This is a genomic window from Hamadaea flava, assembly GCF_024172085.1.
GTDB lineage: Bacteria > Actinomycetota > Actinomycetes > Mycobacteriales > Micromonosporaceae > Hamadaea > Hamadaea flava.
Map to the genome: position 1 here is coordinate 4,213,144 of NZ_JAMZDZ010000001.1, position 23,966 is coordinate 4,237,109.

Below are 23,966 nucleotides of genomic sequence, written 5' to 3' on the forward strand. Positions count from 1 at the left end.
TTTGAATAATGTCCACAACGCGACAGTCGCGTTTCGCGACGGTCCTGACGGGTCAGGCTTCGGCTTCGGCGATCTTGTCCCGGTACGCCTTCCACCCCGCTTCCTCGTCGAGCTCAGGGGTGGTTCCCGGCATATAGGAGGCCCCGGATTCGATGAGGTCGGCGACCCGTTCGCACCAGGCGACCTCGCCTTCGGCGCGCGCGATCCACAGTTCGAACATCCATTGGACGTGCACCGGCTTCGTGATGTCCGTCCGCCCGGTCGAGATCATGTCGCGTAATCCCTGCGTGGTGACGCTGAGCATGCGGCCGCGATGCCGCAGCGCGGCGACCGCCTCCTTGCGCGGCAGCGCGGGGAGGAAGGCGAACGCGGCGGTGAACGGATCACTGCCGGTTTGGACCTCCCACCACTGCTCACGCAGCATGTTCTCGAAGGCGTCCTTGCCGCGGGCGGTGATCTTGTAGGTGGTCCGCTCGGGGCGCGCCCCGACCTGTTCGGTGGTGACCTCTTCGAGCAGCCCTTCCTCGGTCATCTTCTTCAGCGCGTGGTAGATCGATCCCGGCTGGATCTTCGCCCACTTGTCGGCGTTCCAGCTCAGCAGCTCGCGGCGTACGTCGTAGCCGTGGACCGGTTCCATCCAGTTGACCAGTCCGAGGATCATGAGCCGTGTCGTCGACATGCCCCAAGCGTAATACTCAAACTTTTCCAACTGGCCAGTAGGACTGCTCAGTAGCATCGGTGAGCGATTGCACAGACCGCGGAAGTGAACGGCCGTTTAGACTGCGGCGCATGAGGACAGTGCTGATCGCCAATCGGGGCGAGATCGCCGTACGCGTCATCCGCGCCTGCCGGGACGCGGGCCTGCGCAGCGTGGCGGTCTACGCGGACTCCGACCGCGACGCGCTGCACGCCAAGCTCGCCGACGAGGCGTACGCCCTGGGCGGCGAGACGGCAGCTGATACTTATCTGCGAATCGACAAGCTGATCGAGGTCGCCGCGAAGGCGGGCGCGGACGCCGTCCACCCCGGCTACGGGTTCCTGTCGGAGAACGCCGACTTCGCCCAGGCCGTCCTCGACGCCGGGTTGATCTGGATCGGGCCGACCCCGCAGGCGATCCGCGACCTGGGCGACAAGGTGACCGCGCGGCACATCGCCCAGCGCGCCGGCGCGCCCCTCGTCCCCGGTACGCCCGAGCCGGTCAAGGACGCGGCCGAGATCATCACCTTCGCCGAGCAGTACGGGCTGCCGGTCGCGATCAAGGCGGCCTTCGGCGGTGGCGGACGTGGCTTGAAGGTGGCCCGGACGCTGGAGGAGATCCCGCACCTCTTCGAGTCGGCCACCCGGGAGGCGGTCGCGGCGTTCGGCCGGGGCGAATGCTTCGTCGAGCGGTACCTCGACCGGCCGCGGCACGTCGAGGCGCAGGTCCTCGCCGACCAGCACGGCACCGTGATCGTCGTGGGCACCCGCGACTGCTCGCTCCAGCGTCGCCACCAGAAGCTGGTCGAGGAGGCGCCGGCCCCGTTCCTCACCGACGAGCAGCGCCGGGCGATCCACGAGTCGGCCAAGGCCATCTGCCGTGAGGCGAACTATCACGGTGCGGGCACCGTCGAGTATCTCGTCGGGCAGGACGGCACCATCTCGTTCCTCGAGGTCAACACGCGTTTGCAGGTCGAGCACCCGGTCAGCGAGGAGACCGCCGGTCTCGACCTCGTCCGCGAGCAGTTCCGCATCGCCGACGGCGAGCCGCTGCGGTTCACCGAGGACCCCCGGCCGCGGGGGCACAGCATCGAGTTCCGGATCAACGGCGAGGACCCGGGACGCGGCTTCCTCCCGGCCCCCGGCACGGTCACCACGCTGCACCTGCCGACCGGGCCGGGCGTACGGGTGGACACCGGGATCGAAGCCGGCAGCGTCATCGGCGGCAACTTCGACTCATTGCTCGCCAAGGTGATCGTGACCGGCGAAAGCCGGGCCGAGGCGCTGGAGCGGGCGCGTCGCGTACTGGACGAGATGGTCGTCGAGGGCATGGCCACCGTGCTGCCCTTCCACCGGCGCATCGTCCGCGACCCCGCCTTCACCGGCGAGCCGTTCACCGTCCACACGCGCTGGATCGAGACGGAGTGGGCCAACACCGTCGAGCCGTTCACCGCCGCGGCGGGCGTCGAGACCTCCGCGGACGAGCGCACGACCGTGGTGGTCGAGGTCGACGGCAAACGCCTGGAGGTACGCCTGCCGGCTGGACTGGGCTCGGTGGCTCCCGCCTCGGGTGGGGCCAAGGCAGCGCGCAAGCGCGGTGGTGCGAAGCAGGGGCAGACGGCGGCGGCCGGCGGCGACTCGCTGCTGGCGCCCATGCAGGGCACCATCGTGAAGATCGTCGTGGCCGACGGGGACGAGGTCGCCGAGGGCGATCCCGTCGTCGTGCTCGAAGCCATGAAGATGGAGCAGCCGCTGACCGCGCACAAGGCGGGCAAGATCTCCGGGCTGACCGCGACGGTCGGCGAAGTCGTCCAGGCCGGCACCCCCATCTGCACCATCTCCTGACCCGTCGGCCCGCCGGCGTTGATCATGGGGTCTGCCCCCTCGACACGCCGTCGAGGCCACGGTTAACCCCATGGTCAACGAGGTCTGGGCGGGGTTATCCACAGGGGGTGTCGGCGGGGGTTCCAGCTCGGCTAGCCTGCGGATGTGACGGAACCCATCGCTGTCGATACGGGGCGGCTACGGCTGATCGGCCGCGAGCTGAGCGACCAGACGCGGGCCGTCCTGCTGCCGGTCTGGGACCAGTTGAACCAGCTGGAGATCCCAGACGATCCGAACGCGGCCACGGCCGAGGGGTCCGACGTCGCGGCCGGGATGGCCGCCTGCCTTACGGCGGTCACCGAGGAGGTCCGCCGGTCGGCGGTCGAGCTGCAGGAACTCGGCGATTCGCTGGTGCGCTCGGCGCAGGGTTACGAGGAGTCGGATCGGGAGGCCCATCGGCTGACCCGCGAGATCGTGACCGAGCGGGCGGACGTGCCCGTGCCGCACACCGACCCGTCGAGGTGGAAGCTGTGATCATTCCCCGTGAGACGGTGAAACGGCTCTACGGCGTGGGCGCCGACCTCAGCCGGCTGCGGGTCGAGCCGGACTCGATCGATCGGCTGGGCACGTTGGTCACGGCGGCGGCCACGCTCACCACCCGAGTCTCGGTCGCCGAACTCGACGAGGCATACGCGGCGCTGCTGGAGAGCCCGGACAGCGCCGACGAGGCGGACCGGGTCGTCGCCGCCACCGAGCGGGAGCTGGCCGGGCTCTGGGCCGGGACGGCCGGGGGCACCGCCGGAGTGGATCTGACGGGCGCTCGCGCACGGCTGGCCCGGATTCGGGCGGCGGCGCTGGCCGCGACGGAGGCGCTCGAACGGCTCGACCGGCAGGTCGCCGAGGTCGACGGGGTCATCCGGCAGGGCGGCAAGCATCTCGTCGACGCGCACAAGCAGCTGCCCGCGGTCGCGGCGGCGGCCGGCCAGTTCGGCGACCAGATGCAGTTCGAGGCGATCTTCGAGCAGACCCGGACCTCGGCGGTCACCGGAGCCGGGCTCGTCTACCAGGCGTACCTGCGGTTCGACAAGGTGTGCGCCGAGGCACGGAACACACTGGAGCGGATCGGGCGCGAGGTGGGAAACCCGGACGCGGTGAGCGCCTCTCCCTAGCATGAGGGCATGCGGTTCCTCAGCGGCGCGACGCCCGCGAACGACCTGACCTACAACGACGTCTTCATGGCCCCGAGCCGGTCCGATGTGGGCTCGCGGCTGGAGGTCGACCTGTCCACCAGCGACGGCACCGGCTGCACCATCCCGATCGTCGTGGCGAACATGACGGCGGTGGCCGGTCGGCGCATGGCCGAGACGGTCTCGCGGCGCGGCGGGCTGGTCGTCATCCCGCAGGACATCCCGATCGACGTCGTGACCGAGGTGATCGGCTGGGTCAAGGACCGTCACCTCGTGCACGACACGGCCATCACGCTCGGCCCGTCCGACACCGTCGGCGATGCGATCCACCTGCTCCCGAAGCGAGCGCACGGCGCGGTCGTCGTCGTGGACGCCGAACGCCGCCCGGTCGGCGTGGTCACGGAGACCGACACGATCGGTGTCGACCGGTTCGCCCAGCTGCGCCACGTGATGTCCGTCGACCCCTTGACCGTCGACGTCCGCGCCGATCCGCGTACCGCCTTCGACACATTGTCGAACGCGCGCCGCAAGCTGGGCCCGGTGGTCGACCACGACGGACGCCTGGTCGGGATCGTGACCAGGCAGGGCGCGTTGCGCGCGACGCTCTACCGGCCCGCGTTGGACGAGAAGGGGCGGTTGCGGATCGCGGCGGCGATCGGCATCAACGGCGACGTGGCGGGCAAGGCCCGCGCGTTGCTCGACGCGGGCGTGGACACCCTGGTGGTGGACACGGCGCACGGCCATCAGGAACGCATGATCAACGCGTTGCGCGCGGTACGCGCGCTCGACCCGGACGTTCCGGTCGTGGCGGGCAACGTCGTGACCGCCGAAGGGGTACGCGACCTGGTGGAAGCCGGCGCGGACATCCTCAAGGTCGGGGTCGGGCCGGGCGCGATGTGCACCACCCGGATGATGACCGGTGTGGGGCGACCGCAGTTCTCGGCCGTGCTCGACTGCGCCGCTGCCGCCCGTGACCTGGGCAAGACCGTCTGGGCCGACGGCGGCGTACGCCATCCGCGCGACGTGGCGCTCGCGCTGGCGGCCGGCGCGGCGAACGTGATGATCGGCTCCTGGTTCGCCGGGACCTACGAGTCGCCGGGCGATCTGTACACCGACGCCGAGGGGCGGCGCTACAAGGAGAGCTTCGGGATGGCGTCGGCCCGTGCGGTCAGCGCCCGGACGGCCGAGGACTCCGCGTTCGACCGCGCCCGCAAGGCGGTCTTCGAGGAGGGCATCTCCACGGCGAAGATGTACCTCGATCCCGAGCGACCCGGCGTCGAGGATCTGCTGGACGAGATCGTCGCGGGCATACGCAGTGCCTGCACCTACGCCGGGGCCCGCACGCTCGACGAATTGCACGCCCGCGCGATCGTCGGAGTGCAATCGGCCGCCGGGTACGCCGAGGGAATGCCGTTGCCGACGAGTTGGTAGTCGCGTTGTAGCCAGTGCCGCCTCTATACGACATCGACAACTTCACATCGTGCGGGCGGCGTCCTGCAGGATATGAAGGCAAGGGCATGGTAGCCACCGTGATCGCAACCGGCATGGTCACCCGTAACGACGTCGAGGCGGCGGCTGCGCGTACCCGCAACGTCGTCCGGCACACGCCGCTGACGTTGGTGGAATCGGGGATCTTCCCCGCCACCGTGATGCTGAAACTGGAGCAGCTGCAACACGCCGGCGGCTACCCGGTCCGGGGCGTCTTCAACCAGGTCGTCGCAGGGCTGGAACGACGGGCGTTCGACCCCGACGCCGGGCTGGTGACGGCGTACACCCCGGCGGTGGCCGCCGCCGTGGTCCACGTCGCGCGACGGCTCGACCTGCCCGTCACGGTGTTCGCCCCGGCGTCGGCTGACCGCACTCCTGGCGGCTCGGGCAAGCCCTCCCCGGCGGCGAACGCGTCCACGACGATCACTGTGGACGGCACGCTCGCCGACGCCCAGTTGGAGGCGGAGCGGCACGCCGTGGCGACCGGCGCGATGCACTGCCCCGGCTTGACGCCGGAGTGCTGGGCGCAGATGGTGGCCGGGGCGGGCACGGTCGGGCTGGAACTGTGGACCCAGACGCTCGGGCAGCTCGACACCGTCGTGGTCCCCGAGCGCGCGATCGCTCTGGCCGCCGGGATCTCCGCCGCCCTCGCCGGCCATGTACGCGTCGTCGAGGCGACGAGTACGCCAGAGCGGTGCGCGGTCGCCCGCCACGATCTGTGGCACGAGCGGCGGATCGCCGTCGACGACGTGGCCGCATGCGCGTACGCGTTTCTCGTCGACGGCTATCACCCGGCCGACGGCGAACGGGTGGCGGTGGTGCTGAGCAGTGCCGATACCGCCCCGGCGACGATTCCAGCCCCACTTTCACCATCATTGTCCGCATTGTCCGCATAGGATGGCGCCATGACCCAGGCCGACTCGTATCCCACGATCGACTACGACGCCAACGGCTACGACTACCAGCAGTACTGGGAAGGCCGGGATTACGAGCTGTGGGCGGAGGACCGGGCGCTTCGGCGGCTCGTGCCCCGGCTGGGGGCGTACCGATGGTTCGTCGACCTCGGCGGCGCGTACGGGCGGAACGCGGGCTACTACCTGCCGCAGGCCGACCGGGCGGTGATCCTCGACTACTCCGCGACGAACCTCACCAACGCGGCTCGCCGCCACCCGGAGGCGGTCGCGTCCGGCAGGCTCGGACTCGTCCGCTGCGACCTCAACGCCATCCCGTTCGGCGACCTCGCCTTCGACTGCGCGATGGTGGTACGCGTCCTGCACCATCTGCCCGATGTCGAGCACGCGCTCGGCGAGATGGGCCGCATCATCCGCGGCGCCTGGCTGGTCGACGTGCCGATCAAGCATCACCTGCTCGGGCTGGTCCGGGGCGCCGCGACCGGCCGCCTTCGCCAGATCCGGTCGGCCGAACCGCTGGTGACCGGCGCGACCGACGAGAAGTACTTCAACTTCCAGCTCACCGCCGTCCGGGTGCGGCTGACCGGGCTCGGCTTCCAGACTCGCCTCGGCGCGAGCGCCAACAACTTCCGCCGCTGGGAGAGCCGGGTGCCGGACCAGGTCGCCCGGTACGCCCGCCCGCTCGTCCAAGGCATGGAGGCGGCGACCCAGGGCCTCGGCAAGGGCTGGCTCGGGCCGTCGCAGTTCGTCCTCGCCACCCGGGACCCCGCGCCGGAATCCCCGTACGCCGACCCCGACGAGCCGTTCACCGCACGCATGAGCTGCCCGGACTGCCGGTCCCCGCTCATGTTCGACCCGGAGTCCGCGGCCTGCGTCGGCTGCTCCCGGGCGTTTCCGAAGTCCGGCCCCTTCTGGGACTTCGTCTGACTCTGTGGCACCAGATCAGGGATGTGCAGGCTTCGGAGCGCTTCGGAAGCCCGCGCATCCCTGATCTGCATGGGAGGGACTTGGAGGCGCGGTCAGGAGAGAATGCGGTAGCCGGTCTCGGCGCAGATCTCCGCCTGCAACCGGCGATACTCGGCGGCCGCCGGATCTCCGAGATCGGCGTGGATCCGGGCGAGCACCTCTGCGGCGTCCGCCTCCACCACGCGCAACTGGTGCCGGCGAGTGTCGGCGAGCGCCTCTTCCGCCCGGGACCGCGCTTCGGCGTACCGCCCGAGTCCCCGGTACGCCTCGGCGAGCCCCACCACCGCGAGCAGGCGTACGCGGATCGAGTGCGGTCCGTCGAGGAGGGCCAGGACGCGCTCATGCTCTTCCGCCGCGGCGGCGTACTCCCCACGCAGGGCCAGAATCGTGCCGAGGGTCACGCGCGACTCCGCCCCCGTACGCCCGAATCCGTGATCGGCCGCGATGGTGACCGCCTGGCGCGCCAGTTCCAGCGCCGTGGCGAGGTCGCCGAGATCCCGATGAATGCAGGCCAGTACTTCCAGGACGGTCGGAATGGTCCAGTTGTTGCCGCCCGCGTACGCGCGATCGAGCGCCTCCCGCGCCTCCGCCAGCGCGAGGTCGTACTCGCCCAGCATCCGATGGCTGCTCGCCATGTTCGAGAGGGCGTTGGACGTCTGCCCGGTCTTCGACTCCACTGCCAGCTCGCGCCGGGCCAGCTCGATGGACTCCCGCAGCCGCCCGAGATCCTGGTAAGGACCACCGAGGTTGCCCAGCGCCAGCCCTTCGCCGGCGACGTCGCCGAGCCGCCGGAACAGCTCCGCCGCCGCCCGCAGGGCCGCCGAGGACTCCTGCGGCTCGGTCAGCTCCAGATGCACGACGCCGAGATTGTTGTACGCCGCCGCCTGGCAGTCCAGCCACCCGATCTCGGCGGCCAGATCGATCGTCCGGTGGAGGAACTCGACGGCTTCCGCGTACCGGGTCTGGCGGCGCGCGACGCCGGCGAGGCTGAGACAGGCCGACGTCTGACCCCAGCGGTCGGCCGCCCGTCCCGCGGCGGCGAGGGAGGCAAGCGCGACCGCCCGCCATTCGAGCATCGGCGTACGCGGCAGGAAGTGGCAGCGCAACACGTCACCCAGTCGCCAGGCGAGCGACCGCGACCCACGCTCGGCCGCGTCGAGCACCAGCGCCACGAGGTTCTGCAGCTCCGCGTCCAGCCAGGCCTGCGCCGCCGGCCGGTCCGCGAAGCCGCGCGGTGAACGGTCCGCCAGCTCGGCCGCGTCGGGCAGGCGTTGGGTGTTCGGGTACGCCGTCCGCACCGCCGCCGCTGCGACGGTCAGATACCAGCCGGCCAGGCGCTCATGGGCGGAAGCCGACTCGGCGTCGTCGTCGGAGAGTTCCCGGGCGTACTCCTGGACCAGGTCGTGCATCGAATACCGGTGTGGCGACGGCTCCTGGAGCAGATTGGCGGCGCAGAGCCGATCGAGCAGTGTGCGTACGCCCGCGGACCCGGCGAGCACGGCCGCCGCATCCGCACTGACGTCCGGCCCCACGAGCGCCCCGAGCAGCCGGAACAACCGTCCGGCAGCCGGATCGAGGCGGGTGTAGGACAGGTGGAGAGTCGCTCGGACGCCGGCGTCGCCGTCGACGGTCAACGCGGCGAGGCTCCCCTCGCGCAGCAGTCCGAGGTAGTACTCGACACTCCAGGTCGGATGCAGGGCCAGGTTGGCCGCCGCCACCCGGAGCGCCAGCGGGAGATGCCCGCACAGCCGGGCCAACTCGGCCGCACCCGGTCGATCGGCGGTGATCCGGTCGGCTCCGGCGATCTCGGTCAGCAGGGTCTCCGCGTCCGCCGGGGCCAGCTCGGCGAGCGGCAGGCGTACGCCCCCGTGCCGGGCGATCACCGAACCGAGCCGATCGCGGCTGGTCACCAGGGCGGCGCTGCCGGGGCACCCCGGCAACAGCGGGACGACCTGATCCACCGACCCGGCGTTGTCGAGCACGAGCAGCACCCGCCGGCCACTCAACCGCGTACGCAGCAGCCCGGTCGCCTCGGCGTCGTCGTCCGGGATCTGATCGCTGTTGACGCCCAGCGCCCGCAACAGCCGGGTCAACGCCTCGATCGGACGCATCGGTGCCGCGTCCGAGTAGCCGTGCAGGTCGAGATACAGCTGGCCGTCCGGGAAGTGACTCGCGAGCCGATGGGCGGCGTGCACGGCGAGGGAGGTCTTCCCGACGCCGCCGAGCCCGTCGATCACGACGACCGGCGAGCCCGGCCGGCTCAGCTCGGCGAGCACCCGGTCGGCCTCGGCCCGCCGGCCGGTGAACGCGGTCGCCTCCCGGGGCAGCTGACGGGGCACGGGCGTACCGGCGGACGGGACCGGATCGGGAGCCCCGGACAACCCGGGATCGGCCTGGAGGATGCGCTGATGCAGCTCCCGCAACCCGGCCCCGGGCAGTACCCCCAGCTCCTCGTCCAGCAGCGCCCGTGCCTCCTCGAACGCGGCGAGCGCGTCGGCCTGGCGGCCGTCCCGGAAGCGCGCCAGCATCAGCAGCTCCCACAGCCGTTCCCGCAGCGGCTGCTTGCCGATCAGCGGCACCAGCTCGGCCGCCACCTCCCGGGCCTGGCCGAGGTCGAGCCGGGCGGCCAGGCACTCCGCCTGCGCGGAGAGCCGCAGCTCGGTCAGCCGGTTCACCTCGGGCTGCAGGTCGACGGGCAGTCCGAGGCCCTCGGCGACCGCCTCGCCCCGCCAGAGACCGAGTGCCTCGTCGAACAGCCGAGCCGCCGTCGCCGGGTCGTCCGCCGCCGACGCCTGGAATCCCTGGGCGACCAGCCCTTCGAAGGCGGTGTGGTCGATCTCGCCGGGGTCGGCCCGCAACCGGTAGGACCGTTCCCCGGTCTCGATCCCGCAGCGGTTGTCGCCGATCGCTCGGCGGCAATGGGCCACATAGGTCTGGAGGTTGGCCTGTGCCGAGGCCGGTACGCGCTCGCCGTCCCACAGCAGCTGGAGCAGCTCGTCGACGCCGACGAAGCGGTTCGCCCGCAGCAGCAGGATCGCCGACAGCTGCCGTTCTTTGCGACGCGCCAGCTGGATCGGCAGCCCGTCCGGCGTACGCAGCGACAGCGGTCCCAACAGTCCGAATCGCACGCCGTGCCTCCCCTTGCCGATCGCGCTCCCCATACCGTAGCGATCCCATGCAAGGTCCCGTATAGCCGACGTATGGCACGGATCCCTACGTTGTCCTCGTACCGCAACCGACCAGGGGGAGGACTCAATGAAAGAACACGCGAGACGGCTGTTCACGTTGTCAGCGGCGATCGGCGTATTGGTGACAGGTTCGGCGACCGCCGCCGCGGCCGACCTGCCGAGTGAGCCGTCGACCTGCGTCACCACGACGGGGACCCAGGTCTGCTACTACCCGAAGTCGCAGCACCTGAGGGTGTGGGACATCGTCGCGGACGGCCACCACGCCACCGGCAAGCTGATGGACTACAACGCCGACTGGGAGACGCCGTACTGCGCGAACTACCAGGGCAACAACACGATGCGTGAATGTGACTACAGCTCGATCATCCCGGCCGGGGACCGGGCGGTGCTGCGCGCGATCACGATGGAGGGCGACGACTGGATCTCCACCAACTGGAAGATCGTCGAGCGCACCTGATCGGCGTACGGGGGGAAGGGCGGCCGGGGCATCTCGCCCCGGCCGCCCTTTGTGCTGTCTACCGCCCCTGTGCTGGCTACTGTTCCAGGTCGTCCAGGCCCGCCCGGTACGCCTGCCGCGCCTGGTCCTGCCAGCGCCAGCGCTCATCGTCGCCGAGCGTGTCGAACCACTCCGCCCGGCGTTCGAGCCGATCGTGCAGCGCCTCCTGGTACGCCGGGTAGGCGACCGCCTCGGCCGGCGACCCGATGCTGCCGTCGAGCAACCCGGCGGCCATCTCGCGGACCAGCGGGTCCGGGTCGGACTCGGCCATGCGGCGCAGGTGCGGACGCATCATCCGGGGCAGGTCGACGACGACCCGCGGATCGAACGGCTCGGTCATCAGTTGGTCCCTCCGGATCGGCCGAGGCGCAGCGTGCGCAGCGTGCCCGTCTGCTCCCGCACCGCCTCTGCCAACGAGGTCAGCGAGTTGGCGCAGGTCGTGGCGGCGTCGTGGCAGTGACCGTGGCTCACCTTCACCGAGTTGTGCCAGATGTGCAGCGCCTCGCCCAGGCAGTAGTCGAACGCGGCGAGGTCGTAGAGCTTGCTGATCGCGATGCCCTTGCCGCCGCCGGTGACGCCGTCCTTGGCGTTGCCGTAGTCGGAGCTGTCGGTCGCCGCCATCGCCCAGGACCCGAGGTACATGGTCGCCTGGATCCAGCAGGCCATCGTCGGAACCCGGTCGGCGATCGCGGCGAAGGCGTCGTCGATCGCCTGAGCCGAGCTGGTGAGCGCCTCGACCGGTTGCAGCGCTCGGGCCGACAGCTCCGAGAAGTACGCCTCGGCCTGGTCGGCCGCCTCCCCGGACCAGGTGACCCGCAGATCCGCCATGCCCTGCGTGACGTTCCGGCTGATCGACGCCAGCCCGATCGCGACCCGGCGCAGCCCGCTGGAGCAGACCCGCAGATCATGCCAGTCCCCCGTGAACTTCTCGGTCATCCCGTCGACGCCGATGCCGTAGCCGCTGAGGAAGTCCTTGACCGGTCCGGCCGCCTCCTCGTTCACGAAGTCGAACTCCCAGTTCCAGCTGGTCACCCGGTCCAGGAGCGACGGACCGCCGGTGAGCGAGCGGACGCCGTCGCTCGCGGCCTTGATCTCGGCGTACGGGTCGAGGTCGCCGTAGAGGGTGTTGTCGAGCCGGAGATAGTCGTCCTCCGGCACGGCGTACTCGAACGCGTGCGCGCTCTGCCCCTCGTAGTACGGCTCGGCGAGGATCACCGCATCCGGATCGGCCTCCGCGACCGCGTCCGCACTGTCCTGGTCAGCCCGCACGTACGCGGCGGCGACCCGGTTCAGCGTCGGCCCCGCCTCGGCCAGCACCCCGTGCAGGACGCCGAGGAAGTCACCGAGCGCCGAGGTAAGCCCGTCCGAGGCCACCTTGATGGTCGCGAGCAGGTGCCCGCTCTCCGGCGTACACGAGACGAAGGTGGAGTCGCCTTTGTGCATGATGCGCTTGCCGGTGTAGTTCTCCAGCGGCTGCGGTTGCTGGACGACACAACTCGCCGCCGACTTCCGGTTGCCTTCGTTCTCGTCGTCGGCGGCGTCGAACATCTTCGCGTACGCCTCGATGTCGGCCGGATCGACCTTGACGGTCTCCGGCTCCGGCGTACCCCCTGGTGGATCTTCGAGCATCTCGTCCCCCTCGATCGGCTTTGCGACGAGGGTGGACCGCGGGGCCACACATCCGGTTCACAGCGGCTGGACATCCCAGCTCGACGGGCGACGGATCAATGCGGGCGAGGGATCAGTCGGTCTGGTGCTGCATCAGCTGACGCGCGGCCTCGGCGATGGAGCCCGACAGCGACGGGTAGATCGTGATCGTGTGCGCGACCTGGTCCACGGTGAGCTGATTCTCCACCGCCAACGCGATCGGCATGATCAGCTCGCTGGCCTTGGGCGACACGACGACGCCCCCGACCACCTGCCCGGAGGCCGGACGGCAGAAGAGCTTGATGAAGCCGTCCTCGATGCCCGCCATCTTCGCCCGCGCGTTGCCGCTCAGCGGCAGCATCACCTCGCGGGCCGGCACCTTGCCGCTGATCACGGCTTCCTGGCTCACCCCGACGGTAGCCAGCTCGGGGTCGGTGAAGACGTTCGCCGCGACCGTCTTGAGCCGGAGCGGAGCCACCGCCTCGCCGAGCGCGTGCCACATCGCGATCCGGCCCTGCATCGCCGCGACGCTGGCGAGCGGCAGTACGCCGGTGCAGTCGCCGGCGGCGTAGATGCCCGGCACGTTCGTCCGCGACACCCGGTCGGTCGTGACGTAGCCGCCCGGTGCGACGGCGACGCCGTACTCGACGAGGCCCAGGTCGGCGGTGTTCGGGATCGACCCGACCGCCATCAGGCAGTGCGACCCGGTCACGCTGCGGCCGTCGGCCAGCGTCACCTCGACGGTGTCGCCGATCCGGCGGACGGCCGACGCCCGGGAGTTGTTCATGATCTGCATGCCGCGAGCCCGGAAGACGCGCTCGATCGCCGTCGCCGCGTCGGCGTCCTCGTGCGGCATCACCCGATCGCGGCTGGAAACCAGCGTGACCTGCACACCCATCGCCAGGTACGCCGAGGCGAACTCCGCGCCGGTGACGCCGGAGCCCACCACGATCAGATGCTCGGGCAGGTCGGGGAGGTCGTAGACCTGACGCCAGGTCAGGATGCGCTCGCCGTCGGGTTCGGCGTCGGCGAGGATGCGCGGCGTCGCGCCGGTCGCGATCAAGACCGTCCCGGCATCGACCGAATACTCTGGGTGATCGCCGGACGGCTGGATCTTGACCTTGTGATGGTGACCGAGCGAGTCCTCGCCGAGCCGGGCCCGTCCGTGAACGACGGTTACGCCCGCCTTTATCAACTTGGTATGAATGTCCGTCGACTGCGCGGCGGCGAGCCGCCTCACCCGTTCGTGCACGGCCGACGCATCGACCGTGATGGCTTCCAAGCCATCCGAGTGGATGCCGAACTCCTCGGTGCCGCGATACCCGGTGACCACGTCCGAGCTGGCGATGAACGTCTTCGACGGAACACAGTCGTGCAGTACGCACGCCCCACCGGCACCGTCCGCCTCGACCACGGTCACGTCGGCGTCGAGTTGCGCGGCGACGAGCGCCGCCTCATAGCCGGCCGGTCCCCCACCGATGATCACAATCCGGTTCACGGCGATTTTCCCCTATTTGTTCAACCGGTCGTCTGAGCGTCTTTCGAGCCCGCGCGACATGCGACACGCCACGCCATATTCTCTCGTACGCCTCAGGCGGACTATCGTCATCGCCGTGCGTCATTACGCTGCGTACGGCTCTAACCTCGACCCTGCCCGAATGCGAGCCTACTGCCCGCACTCGCCGATGGTCGGCGTGGGCTGGCTGGAAGGCTGGCGAATCACGTTCGCCGGCGAAGAGGTCATCGGGTGGGAAGGCGCCGTCACGACGATCGTCGAGTCGCCGGGCGACCGTGTCTTCGTGTCGCTCTACGACGTGCACCCCTGGGACGAGTCGCAGCTCGACGAGGTCGAGGGCGTCGTCGCGGGCACCTACCGGAAACTGCACGTCCGGGTGCATACGCTCGACGGAGACGTCACGGCCTGGGTCTACGTCTTCAACGGGTACGAGGGCGGCCTGCCGACGGTCTGGTACCTGAACGAGATCGCGAACGCGGCCGGCAAGGCGGGTGCGCCCGACGACTACGTCTCGGATCTGCGCTCCCGACCGACCCGCAACAACTCCCTCTAACGCGCGCCGACCCCGACGGCCGCGCCGCGGCCCATAAGGTCAGAAGCGGGCGGAGAGGGAGACAGGGGCCGGGTGGATGACTTCGGCCAGTCCGGTGACCAGCTCCAGCCATTCGTCGCGCTCCAGGCCGGTGAGGGCGGCCAACGCCCCGGCCACGATCCGGTCGGCGACCGAGTCGGCCCAGCCGCGCCGCCGGGCCAGGTGACCCACGGCCGGAAAGGGCGGCTGCCACCCGTACGCAACCGCGCCGGCTTCGCCTTCGGGGCCGGACAGCAGCGCCTGCACCGGCGAGAGCCCCGCCGCCGTCTGCGCCACCAGGGCGGCCCCGGCACGCAGTTCGGTGAGCAGGTAGAGGCATACCCCGGCGAGTTCGGCCGGGGCTTCGTCGGGCACGGGCATCCGCCGCCAGGCGGCGTACAGGGGCATCGCCGTCGCGTCGGCCGCCCGCAGGACCCGGCGGGTCAGCACCACGAAGCGGGGCAGTCCGGGCAGCCCGGTCAGCTCGTCGCGCCCCCAGCGGCAGCACTGCGCCATCCGTTCGGCGGCGATCGCCGGGACCGCCATGACCGGCTGCGCCGACTCGTACGCCTCGCGTACGGCGTCGGGGTGGATCAGTCCCATGGCGGCCGCCGCGACGTGCGGCTCGACGTCGCCGAGGGCGCCCGCCCGGCCGGCGACGGTGAAGACCCAGGCGGACAGCCCCAGTTCCCGGGCATGCCGCAGGGTACGCGGGCACCGCGTCCACGCGCTCCCCAACGCCTCGATGCTCGGACGGCTTGCGGCCGCGGTCTGCTCCGGCGTCACGCCAGAGAAGATTACGCGGTAACCGTTGTGCCCGGCTCCAGGCGGGCGTACTCGCATCGCGCGAGCTTGGTCAGGTTGCCGTCGACGACCATGTGCCCGAACTCGTTGTGCAGTCCATCGTGGAGGGCGAACACTCGGCGCGGGGAAATGGCCCGGATGAAGTCGACGGATTCCGACAGCTTCAGCCACGGGCCGCTGACCGGCACGAACAGCGTCTCGACGGTCGCGTCCGCCGGTACGTCGAACGAGTCGCCGGGGTGGTAGACGGAGTCCTCCACCAGGAAACCGAGATTGGGCACCGGCGTCATCTCCGGATGCACCAAGGCGTGCAGGCCACCGTAGGCCCGCACGCCGAATCCGGCGGCCTCGAACGCGTCTCCGGAGGCCACCGTCTGGGTGACCCCGTCCAGCTCGGCGAGCTTGGCGACAACTGCCGCATGGGCGTGCAAAGTGACCGAAGGCCGCTTCGCCAGCGTGTCGGCCAGCTTTCCCACGTCCAGGTGATCGAAGTGCTCGTGGGTGATCAGGACCGCGTCCACGCCGTCCAGCGCCGCCGGGTCCGCCCAGGGTCCGGGGTCGATCACCAGGACCGCGCCGTCGCGCTCCAGGCGTACACAGGAATGCTCGAACTTGGTCACTCTCACGAGACTCAGCTTAGGAACCCGGGGGTCCAGGCGCGCGTCATAGGCCCATGTTGGTACGCCGAAAGACCGTAGCGCTCGCGTTGGCGGGCCTGGCGCTGGTGTTCGTCGCAGGTTGTGGCGCCAGCGATAAGAACTCGACCGACAGCGGTGGGGCCGCCCCGGCGGCGGTCGCCCCGGAAGGCGCCGGCGACCTCGGGTCGAAGACCGGCGCGGATCAGAACACCACGAGTGAGCAGGGCGGGGGCCAGCCGCCGGAGATCGGCCGGGCGATCGTCTACAACGGCCAGCTCACCGTGCGCGTCGACGACGTCGAGGTCGCGGCGCAGCGGGTCCGGTCGGCCGCCATCGGAGTGGGCGGCTTCGTCGGGTCGGAGAAGAGCACCAGCGGCGGCTCGCGGGCGCAGTCGTCGATCACCATCCGCGTACCGGCGGACAAGTTCGACTCCGTCCTCGCCGACGCGGCCAAGCTCGGCGAGGAACTGGACCGCTCGGTCAACGCCGAGGACGTCACCGCCACCGTCGTCGACCTCGACGCCCGGATCAAGGCGCAACAGGCCAGTGTGGACAGCGTACGGCGGATGTTCGCGCAGGCGAAGCAGCTCTCCGAGGTCGTGCAACTGGAGCAGGAGCTGTCCCGGCGGCAGGCCGACCTGGATGCCTTGCTGGCCAAGCAGCGTCGCCTCGACGACCTGGTCAAGCTTTCCACCATCACGGTGACCCTCGTCGGCCCGGACACGCCCTACGTGGAGCCGAAGAACGAGGACCCGTCGTTCCTCGGCGGCCTGCGGGCGGGCTGGAACACCTTCGTCGTCATCCTGAAGGTGGCCGCCGCGGTCCTCGGCTTCCTGCTGCCGTTCCTCGTCGTGGCGGCCGTGGTGCTGGCGCCACTGTGGTGGTGGCTGCGCCGCCGCCGGCCGACGCCGCCGACTGCTCCGGCGGCTACGGCTACTCCAGCGGCTCCGGCAACCCCGGTGGCCCCGGCGAGCACGCCGGCCGTGGCGCCGAAGTCGACCGAGGATTAGCCCGGAAAGGGGCTCCCGACGCCGGGAGCCCCTTTCCGCGTACGACTAGAAGAAGCTGGACAGAGCCGCGAGAGCCGTGTGGACCATGGTCCGGACGCCGTAGCCGATGCAGCGCTCGTCGACGTCGAAGCCGGACTGGTGGATGTCCATCTTGACTTCGCTGCCGGGGGTGCTGGTGCCGAGGCGGATCATCGCGCCCGGCACCTGTTCCAGGTAGAAGGCGAAGTCCTCACCCCCCATGCTGATCTCGGCCTCGACCACGCGATCGGCGCCGAGCGCGGCGCCGGCGGCGGCCGCGATGACGGCGGTGGCCATGCGGTCGTTGATGACCGGCGGCACGCCGCGGGTGTAGCGGACGTCGACGCCCGCACCCGTGGCCGAGACGACGTCCTTGATCAGGTTGGTGATCAGCTCCGGTGCGGCCTGCCAGGCTTCCTTGTTGAGGATGCGCACGGTGGCCTTGGCCTGTCCCTCGATCGGGATGGCGTTGGCGACCTCGCCGGCGTGCACCGCGCCGAAGACCATCGACACCCCGGCCCGCGGGTCGACCCGGCGGTCCAGCAGGGCCGGCGCGTCCACGATCACCCGGGCGAGCGCGTGCACCAGGTCCGCGGTGAGGTGCGGCCGGGCGGTGTGCCCGCCCTTGCCGGTCAGTCGCACCTCGACGGTGTCGGCGGCGGCGGTGAACGGGCCCGAGCGGACGCCGATGAGGCCGACGGGCAGTTGGGGCGCGCAGTGCAGCGCGTAGATCGCGGCGACGTCCTTCAAGGCGCCTGCCGAGATCATCTCCGGCGCGCCGGACGGGAACTTCTCCTCAGACGGCTGGAACACCAGCCGGACCCGGCCGGGCAGCTCGCCGCGCTGGTCGAGCTGGGCCAGCGCGAGGCCGACGCCGAGCAGCACCGTGGTGTGCACGTCGTGGCCGCAGGCGTGCGCGGCACCGGGCACCTGGCTGCGGTAGGGCACGTCCTTGGTGTCCGGCAGCGGCAGCGCGTCGAGGTCGGCGCGCAACGCGACGACTCGATCACCGGTGCCGATGTCGCACAGCACGCCGTTGCCACGCGGCAGGAACTTCGGTTGCAGTCCCGCGACGGCCAGCTCCCGGGCGACCAGGGCGGCGGTCTCGAACTCGTGACCGGACAGTTCCGGGTGCGCGTGAATGTGACGGCGTACGGCGACGAGCTCCGCGCCTCGTGAGGCAAGCCAGCGGTCGAGTTGACCGGGTAGCGGATCGGCCCCAGGCAAAGTCTCGGGCCAGGTCGACGTCAGCGTGCTGCTCTCGGGCAGCGTTAGCGCACTCGTCACGGCAAGATCTCGATCTCGATTGACAGTGGGACAAACCTCGACAAGCCTAGCCCCAGACCCGTAACTCTGCGCAACGTCATTGCGGTAGCGATTGCGTTGCTGAGTGTCACGTCCTCCCAGGTAGAGAGTCTCCGTGGCGGATTTCGTCGTCGGCATGGGCCCTTACACCTCTCACAACGCGTGACGGCTGTGGATGTGACGCACACCCCGTCCACCGGTTACGCGATTCCCCCGCTATGTCCCCTGACGTGCAGGTTCCGTCGGGGTCCCCAGGCACGATCACTCTTTCCCCGGTACGCGCGTCGCACACCTGGTGCGAGTAGTCAACTGAGTGGAGGTTCGGCTGAGGCGTTCGGGTGACGGGCGACGACGATTCGTCCGACCGGATGTCTCGATCAGAACCGATCGGCCGGGCGGTATGTCCCCCACACGTCGCGGAGAGCGTGACAGACCTCGCCCACGGTCGCCCGTGCGGCCAGGGCCTCCTTCATCGGGTGCAGCACGTTCTCCGTACCCTCGGCGGCCTTCTTGAGCTGCGCCAACGCTCCCGTGACCGCGCTGTTGTCCCGGTCCCGTCGCAACTGGGCGAGCCGGTCGGCCTGCGCCTGCTCGATCGACGGGTCCACCCGGAGCGGCTCGTAGGGCTCCTCCTCGTCGAGCGTGAACCGGTTGACGCCGACGACCGTCCGCGCGCCGGAGTCGATCTCCTGGGCCACCTGGTACGCCGAGGTCTCGATCTCTCGCTTCTGGAAGCCCGCCTCGATGGCGTCGACGGACGAGCCGTACTCGAAGACGCGCTGGATCAGCTCGTCGGCGGCCTGGGCGATCTCGTCGGTGAGCGCTTCGACCACGTAGGACCCGGCGAACGGGTCGACCGTGGCGGTCAGATCCGTCTCGTACGCCAGGATCTGCTGCGTACGCAGGGCGAGGCGGGCCGCCTTCGCGGTGGGCAGCGCGATCGCCTCGTCGTACGAGTTGGTGTGCAGCGACTGCGTACCGCCGAGGACGGCGCCCAATCCCTGTACCGCCACCCGAACGAGGTTGACCTCGGGTTGCTGCGCGGTCAGCTGCACTCCCGCGGTCTGGGTGTGGAACCGCAGCATCCACGACTTCGGGTCCTTCGCCCCGAACTCCTCGCGCATGATCCGCGCCCAGAGCCGGCGGGCGGCCCGGAACTTGGCGACCTCCTCCAGCAGGGTCGTCCGTGCGACGAAGAAGAACGACAACCGGGGCGCGAAGTCGTCGACGGCGAGCCCGGCCGCGATCGCCGCGCGCACGTACTCGATGCCGTTGGCCAGCGTGAACGCGATCTCCTGCACGGGCGTCGCGCCCGCCTCGGCCATGTGATAGCCGCTGATGGAGATCGTGTTCCACTTCGGGACCTCGGCCCGGCAGTACGCGAACGTGTCGGCGACCAGCCGCAGCGACGGCTTCGGCGGGAAGATGTACGTGCCGCGGGCGATGTACTCCTTCAGGATGTCGTTCTGGATCGTCCCGCTGAGCGCCTTGCCCGGTACGCCCGACTTCTCCGCCACGAGCTGGTACAGCAGGAGGAGGACGCTGCCGGGGGCGTTGATCGTCATGCTCGTCGAGACCTTGTCGAGCGGTATGCCGTCGAACAGCACGCCCATGTCGTCGACCGAGTCGATCGCCACGCCGACCTTGCCGACCTCGCCGTGCGCGATCGGCTCGTCCGAGTCGTAGCCCATCTGAGTGGGCAGGTCGAAGGCGACCGAGAGGCCCATCGTCCCGGCCTCGAGGAGGTGGTGATAGCGCGCGTTCGACTCCGCGGCGGTGCCGAATCCGGCGTACTGCCGCATCGTCCAGGGCCGCGTCGTGTACATCGTCGGATAGACCCCCCGGGTGAACGGGTACTCACCCGGCTGCTCGGAGTCGCGTTCGGGCACGTCAGCCGGTCCGTAGACGGGCTTGAGCGGGAAGCCGGACTCGCTTAACCGACGTTCAGTCATACCGCTGATCGTAGGATGAACGGCGCAGACGGCGGATGAGGTCTTTCCCACATACCCTCGCCGATCTCCTGATGACAGAGAGTGGTCACTCGGCTCGGCTTTCATTTGCCACATTTCTCACGCAGAATGGGGCGGTTGGCCAATCCCCACCCCGGGTAACCAGGCCCGTCCGACGGCCACTGCACACAGTTTCCCCACGAGACGGCGGCAAAGTGACTACCCCCATGCCCACCACCTGGAACAGCTCCCCCGGCGACGGACGAGCGGCGCCGGGCACCGTCATCGGCGGGCGCTACTCCCTGCGTACCGCGATCGGCACCGGCGGCATGGGCACGGTCTGGCGTGCCTCGGACAACCTGCTTCGCCGCGATGTGGCCGTGAAGGAGGTCGTCTGCCCGCCCGGGATGGCGGCATCCGACCGGGACGCGATGTACGAGCGGACGATGCGTGAGGCTCGGGCGGCGGCCGCGTTGGCGCACCCCTCCGTCGTTCAGGTCTACGACGTCGTCACCGAGGGCGGCCGGCCGTGGATCGTCATGGAACTGCTCGACGCCCGCAGCTTGGCGGACATGGTCATCGAAGGCGGCCCGCTGGCCCCGCGTACCGTGGCCAAGATCGGCGTCGCCCTGCTCGGCGCGCTTGAGGTCGCCCACGCGGCCGGGGTGCTGCACCGCGACGTGAAGCCCGCCAACGTGCTGATCTGCCAGGACGGCCGCTGCGTCCTCACCGACTTCGGCGTGGCCCGGATGCCCAGCGACGTGCAGCTCACGACGCCGGGCATGGTGCTGGGCTCGCCGCACTTCATCTCGCCGGAACGCGCGATGGGGCACGCCTTCGGGCCGCCCAGCGACCTGTTCTCGCTCGGCGTCACGCTGTTCACCGCGGTCGAGGGGCGTCCGCCGTTCGACAAGGGCGACCCGCTGGCCACCATGCACGCGGTGGTCGAGGAGCCGCCGGCGCCGATGCAGCTGGCCGGGCCGCTCGTCGACGTGCTCGGCGGTCTGCTGATCAAGGACCCGTCCCGCCGCTGGGACGTGCCCCGAGCCCGCGTGACGCTGCGTGACCTGCTCGCCGGGGACCTGGCGCAGCAGCCCAGCGCGCCGAGCTACACCGACCCGTGGTCGGTCATGCCGACGCCGCAGGGGCAGTGGACCGACCCGACCGCGGTCGCGCCGACCAGCCCGCCCGTGGCGGGCAAGCCACCCAAGCAGGTCGGCGGCCGGGCGCTGCTGGCCACCGGCGACATGCCCCAGTTCGGCGCCGGCAATCTGCCGTCCGGCCCGCCGATGAGCGGGAACATGGCCGGGGCGATGCAGGCCACGGGCGCGATGCCACAGTTGCCGACTGGGGCGATGCCGCCGGTCAAGCGCAGCTCGGGCTCACTGGTCGACAAGTTCCGCGGGCTGCCCAAGGGTGCCCGGATCGGCCTGGCCGCCGGGCTCGCCGCGGTGGTGCTCATCGGCACGGTGGCCGCCGCGAGCAGCCTGTTCGGCGGTTCCGGGACGCCCGAGGCCGGGTCCACCAGCCCCGGCCCGAAGACCAGCGCCAGCGCGCCCGCCAGTCCGCAGGCCCAGCCGGTGGTCTACACCGGCAAGGGCTACAAGATCACCTTCCCGATCGGCTGGAAGAAGGGCAGCGGGATCGCCAACGGCATCGAGTACCGCGATCCCAAGGTCACCAACCGCTACGTCCGGGTCCAGGTCTACAGCGGCAAGAACGTGGACAGCGCGGTCGACTCGAAGGTCAAGGACCTCCAGCGAACCAGCACCTGCGAGACCTACGAGCAGCTGGGCATCACGCCCACCACGCTCGCCGCCCAGGACGGCAGCCAGCTCGAGTACCTGTGCACCCCGAAGGGCCAGGACCAGCGCCACGGGACATATACGGTGATCACCGCGGACGGCAAGACCTACCGCATCCAGACCTCGACCGAGGCCAGCGACTGGGATGAGGCCAAGCCGGTCTTCGAGGAGATCGCACAGACTTTCGCCCTGGTGTAGCGCACGGCTCTCCCGATCCCGGGACATCGCGCGGAGCACTGTGCTAAAAATCGCCCATGACCGACCACACCGCGCCAGACCCCGCGCTCACCGAGTCGCTCTTGGCCAGCGTCCGCGCCTGGATCGACGACGATCCCGATCCGGCCGATCGCGACGAACTGACCGCGCTGCTCGACGCTGGCGACACCGCCGAGCTGGCGGACCGGTTCTCCGGGCCGCTGACCTTCGGGACGGCCGGTCTGCGCGGGCCGCTGCGGGCCGGTCCCAACGGCATGAATCTGGCAGTTGTACGCCAGGCGGCGGCGGGCTTGATCAGTTGGTTGCTTGCCAACGAGACGACGGCGGCGGAGCCGATCGTCATCGGATACGACGCCCGGCGGGGCTCGAAGCAGTTCGCGGAGGAGACCGCGCGGGTGGCGACCGGTGCCGGGCTGCGTGCGCTCGTGATGCCCCGGAACCTGCCGACGCCGCTGCTCGCCTTCGCCGTACGCCACCTCGGCGGCAGCGCCGGCGTGATGGTCACCGCGTCGCACAACCCGCCGCAGGACAACGGATACAAGGTCTACCTCGGTGCCCGCCTCGGCGGCGCGCTCGGCGCGGGCGCGCAGATCGTCCCGCCCGTCGACGGTGAGATCTCGGACCGGATCGCCACCGTGACGAAGCTCGCCGACCTGCCCCTCGGCGATGCCGGTGAGCTGCTCGACGAGTCCATCGTGACGGCGTACCTGGACCGGGCGGCGTCGACTGTGGACGCCGACGGACCGCGTGACCTCGTGGTGGCGTACACGCCGATGCACGGAGTCGGCGGCCAGGTGGCGGCCGACGCGTTCGTCCGCGCCGGGTTCGCCGAGCCGCACCACGTCGACGCACAGTGGACTCCGGACGGGACGTTCCCGACGGTCAGCTTCCCCAACCCGGAGGAGCCCGGCGCGATGGACCGGGTGATCGCGCTGGCCAAGCAGGTGAACGCCGACATCGCGATCGCCAGCGACCCGGACGCCGACCGGTGCGCCGTCGCGATCCCCGCGCCCGCCTCCCCGGGCGGCTGGCGGATGCTCCGGGGCGACGAAGTGGGCGTCCTGCTCGCCGACCACCTGATGCGACGGGGCCGCCGTGGCACGTACGCCACCACGATCGTCTCGTCCTCGCTGCTCAAAACGCTGACCGCGGAACGCGGCCTCGGGTACGCCGAAACGCTGACCGGGTTCAAGTGGATCTCCCGATCCGCCGCCGACCTGTGCTTCGGATACGAGGAAGCCCTGGGCTACTGCGTCGACCCCGACGGCGTACGCGACAAGGACGGGATCACCGCCGCCCTGATGGTGGCAGAGCTGGCCGCCGGGTTGAAGGCCGAACGGCGTACGCTCGCCGACCGGCTGGACGAGATCGCCGCCCAGCATGGCGTCTACGCCACCGACCAGCTCTCCGTACGCGTCGACGACCTCACCGAGATCTCCGACGCCATGGCCCGGCTGCGGTCGAAGACCCCGACGACACTGCTCGACGAACCGGTCAGCTCGGCCGAGGACCTGCTGCCCGACGCCGACGTCGTGATCCTGCGTACGGGCGAATGCCGGGTCGTCGTCCGGCCCTCCGGCACCGAGCCGAAGCTCAAGGCGTACCTGGAGGTGCGGGAGGCGGTCGTGGACGGCGACCTGGCCGCCGCACGGGAACGGGCGAGCGCCGCCCTCACCGCTCTGCGTACGGAAACCGCCGCCGCGCTGGGCATCTGGTCGGTCGCGCCCTAAC

At 70.5% G+C, this 23,966-nt stretch carries 20 protein-coding genes; 11 read left to right on the forward strand and 9 right to left on the reverse strand.

Translation table 11 applies throughout. From position 1 onward, the window contains the following. Nucleotides 1–52: 52 nt before the first annotated feature. A complete protein-coding gene (locus HDA40_RS19770) occupies nucleotides 53–679 on the reverse strand; it encodes a PadR family transcriptional regulator (protein WP_253758014.1) in 627 nt (208 codons plus the stop codon). A gap of 110 nt (nucleotides 680–789) precedes the next feature. Here HDA40_RS19770 and HDA40_RS19775 point away from each other — a divergent pair, with 110 nt between their 5' ends. The 6 genes from HDA40_RS19775 to HDA40_RS19800 all read left to right on the forward strand — a co-directional run bounded on the left by HDA40_RS19775 (nucleotide 790) and on the right by HDA40_RS19800 (nucleotide 7,033). Continuing rightward, the gene (locus tag HDA40_RS19775; protein WP_253758016.1) at nucleotides 790–2,541 is read left to right on the forward strand and encodes an acetyl/propionyl/methylcrotonyl-CoA carboxylase subunit alpha; all 1,752 of its coding nucleotides are present in this window, start codon (nucleotides 790–792) and stop codon (nucleotides 2,539–2,541) included. Between the two features lie 144 nt (nucleotides 2,542–2,685). Continuing rightward, nucleotides 2,686–3,054, forward strand: a complete 369-nt coding sequence (locus HDA40_RS19780; protein WP_253758017.1) for a hypothetical protein — start codon at nucleotides 2,686–2,688, stop codon at nucleotides 3,052–3,054. Further along, a complete protein-coding gene (locus HDA40_RS19785; RefSeq protein ID WP_253758019.1) occupies nucleotides 3,051–3,689 on the forward strand; it encodes a hypothetical protein in 639 nt (212 codons plus the stop codon). The genes HDA40_RS19780 and HDA40_RS19785 overlap by 4 nt, the downstream gene beginning before the upstream one ends. A gap of 9 nt (nucleotides 3,690–3,698) precedes the next feature. Next, nucleotides 3,699–5,138, forward strand: a complete 1,440-nt coding sequence (locus tag HDA40_RS19790; protein WP_253758021.1) for a GuaB1 family IMP dehydrogenase-related protein — start codon at nucleotides 3,699–3,701, stop codon at nucleotides 5,136–5,138. 86 nt (nucleotides 5,139–5,224) lie between these two features. After that, on the forward strand, nucleotides 5,225–6,091 hold the full coding sequence (locus tag HDA40_RS19795) for a pyridoxal-phosphate dependent enzyme (protein WP_253758022.1): 867 nt from the start codon (nucleotides 5,225–5,227) through the stop codon (nucleotides 6,089–6,091). Between the two features lie 9 nt (nucleotides 6,092–6,100). Beyond that, entirely contained in the window at nucleotides 6,101–7,033 is a 933-nt protein-coding gene (locus tag HDA40_RS19800; RefSeq protein WP_253758025.1) for a class I SAM-dependent methyltransferase, read from the forward strand. 92 nt (nucleotides 7,034–7,125) lie between these two features. Here the strand turns inward: HDA40_RS19800 and HDA40_RS19805 are convergent, their stop codons facing one another. Beyond that, complete coding sequence (locus HDA40_RS19805; protein ID WP_253758027.1) at nucleotides 7,126–10,200, reverse strand: AfsR/SARP family transcriptional regulator; 3,075 nt, start codon at nucleotides 10,198–10,200, stop codon at nucleotides 7,126–7,128. A 127-nt stretch (nucleotides 10,201–10,327) separates the two neighbouring features. On the opposite strand from HDA40_RS19805, the gene HDA40_RS19810 reads away from it, so the two are divergent. Further along, entirely contained in the window at nucleotides 10,328–10,717 is a 390-nt protein-coding gene (locus HDA40_RS19810; RefSeq protein ID WP_253758029.1) for a hypothetical protein, read from the forward strand. Between the two features lie 76 nt (nucleotides 10,718–10,793). Here HDA40_RS19810 and HDA40_RS19815 read toward each other — a convergent pair whose 3' ends face one another. The 3 genes from HDA40_RS19815 to HDA40_RS19825 all read right to left on the reverse strand — a co-directional run bounded on the left by HDA40_RS19815 (nucleotide 10,794) and on the right by HDA40_RS19825 (nucleotide 13,901). After that, nucleotides 10,794–11,096, reverse strand: a complete 303-nt coding sequence (locus HDA40_RS19815) for a hypothetical protein (RefSeq protein ID WP_253758031.1) — start codon at nucleotides 11,094–11,096, stop codon at nucleotides 10,794–10,796. Continuing rightward, nucleotides 11,096–12,385 (reverse strand): hypothetical protein, encoded by a 1,290-nt coding sequence (locus HDA40_RS19820; protein ID WP_253758033.1) that lies wholly within the window; start codon nucleotides 12,383–12,385, stop codon nucleotides 11,096–11,098. Before HDA40_RS19820 ends, HDA40_RS19815 begins: the two co-directional genes overlap by 1 nt. Before the next feature lie 112 nt (nucleotides 12,386–12,497). Beyond that, a complete protein-coding gene (locus HDA40_RS19825) occupies nucleotides 12,498–13,901 on the reverse strand; it encodes an NAD(P)H-quinone dehydrogenase (protein WP_253758035.1) in 1,404 nt (467 codons plus the stop codon). 115 nt (nucleotides 13,902–14,016) lie between these two features. Here HDA40_RS19825 and HDA40_RS19830 point away from each other — a divergent pair, with 115 nt between their 5' ends. Beyond that, the gene (locus tag HDA40_RS19830) at nucleotides 14,017–14,472 is read left to right on the forward strand and encodes a gamma-glutamylcyclotransferase (protein ID WP_253758037.1); all 456 of its coding nucleotides are present in this window, start codon (nucleotides 14,017–14,019) and stop codon (nucleotides 14,470–14,472) included. A 39-nt stretch (nucleotides 14,473–14,511) separates the two neighbouring features. Here the strand turns inward: HDA40_RS19830 and HDA40_RS19835 are convergent, their stop codons facing one another. Beyond that, nucleotides 14,512–15,276, reverse strand: coding sequence for a helix-turn-helix domain-containing protein (locus HDA40_RS19835; RefSeq protein ID WP_253758039.1), 765 nt, complete (start codon nucleotides 15,274–15,276; stop codon nucleotides 14,512–14,514). Between the two features lie 11 nt (nucleotides 15,277–15,287). Further along, entirely contained in the window at nucleotides 15,288–15,920 is a 633-nt protein-coding gene (locus HDA40_RS19840; protein ID WP_253758041.1) for an MBL fold metallo-hydrolase, read from the reverse strand. A gap of 47 nt (nucleotides 15,921–15,967) precedes the next feature. Here HDA40_RS19840 and HDA40_RS19845 point away from each other — a divergent pair, with 47 nt between their 5' ends. Further along, nucleotides 15,968–16,942 carry a DUF4349 domain-containing protein gene (locus tag HDA40_RS19845; protein WP_253758043.1) on the forward strand — a complete coding sequence of 325 codons (975 nt, stop codon included), beginning with the start codon at nucleotides 15,968–15,970 and terminating at the stop codon, nucleotides 16,940–16,942. A 45-nt stretch (nucleotides 16,943–16,987) separates the two neighbouring features. Here the strand turns inward: HDA40_RS19845 and HDA40_RS19850 are convergent, their stop codons facing one another. Continuing rightward, on the reverse strand, nucleotides 16,988–18,247 hold the full coding sequence (locus HDA40_RS19850; RefSeq protein ID WP_253758045.1) for an amidohydrolase: 1,260 nt from the start codon (nucleotides 18,245–18,247) through the stop codon (nucleotides 16,988–16,990). A gap of 395 nt (nucleotides 18,248–18,642) precedes the next feature. Beyond that, nucleotides 18,643–20,217: an acyl-CoA mutase large subunit family protein gene (locus HDA40_RS19855; RefSeq protein WP_253758047.1), complete on the reverse strand. Its 1,575-nt coding sequence runs from the start codon at nucleotides 20,215–20,217 to the stop codon at nucleotides 18,643–18,645. Between the two features lie 224 nt (nucleotides 20,218–20,441). Here HDA40_RS19855 and HDA40_RS19860 point away from each other — a divergent pair, with 224 nt between their 5' ends. Together HDA40_RS19860 and HDA40_RS19865 are read left to right on the forward strand one after the other, a co-directional pair. Beyond that, complete coding sequence (locus HDA40_RS19860) at nucleotides 20,442–22,217, forward strand: serine/threonine-protein kinase (protein ID WP_253758049.1); 1,776 nt, start codon at nucleotides 20,442–20,444, stop codon at nucleotides 22,215–22,217. Nucleotides 22,218–22,273: 56 nt separating this feature from the next. Continuing rightward, nucleotides 22,274–23,965, forward strand: a complete 1,692-nt coding sequence (locus HDA40_RS19865; RefSeq protein WP_253758051.1) for a phospho-sugar mutase — start codon at nucleotides 22,274–22,276, stop codon at nucleotides 23,963–23,965. Nucleotide 23,966 lies beyond the last annotated feature (1 nt).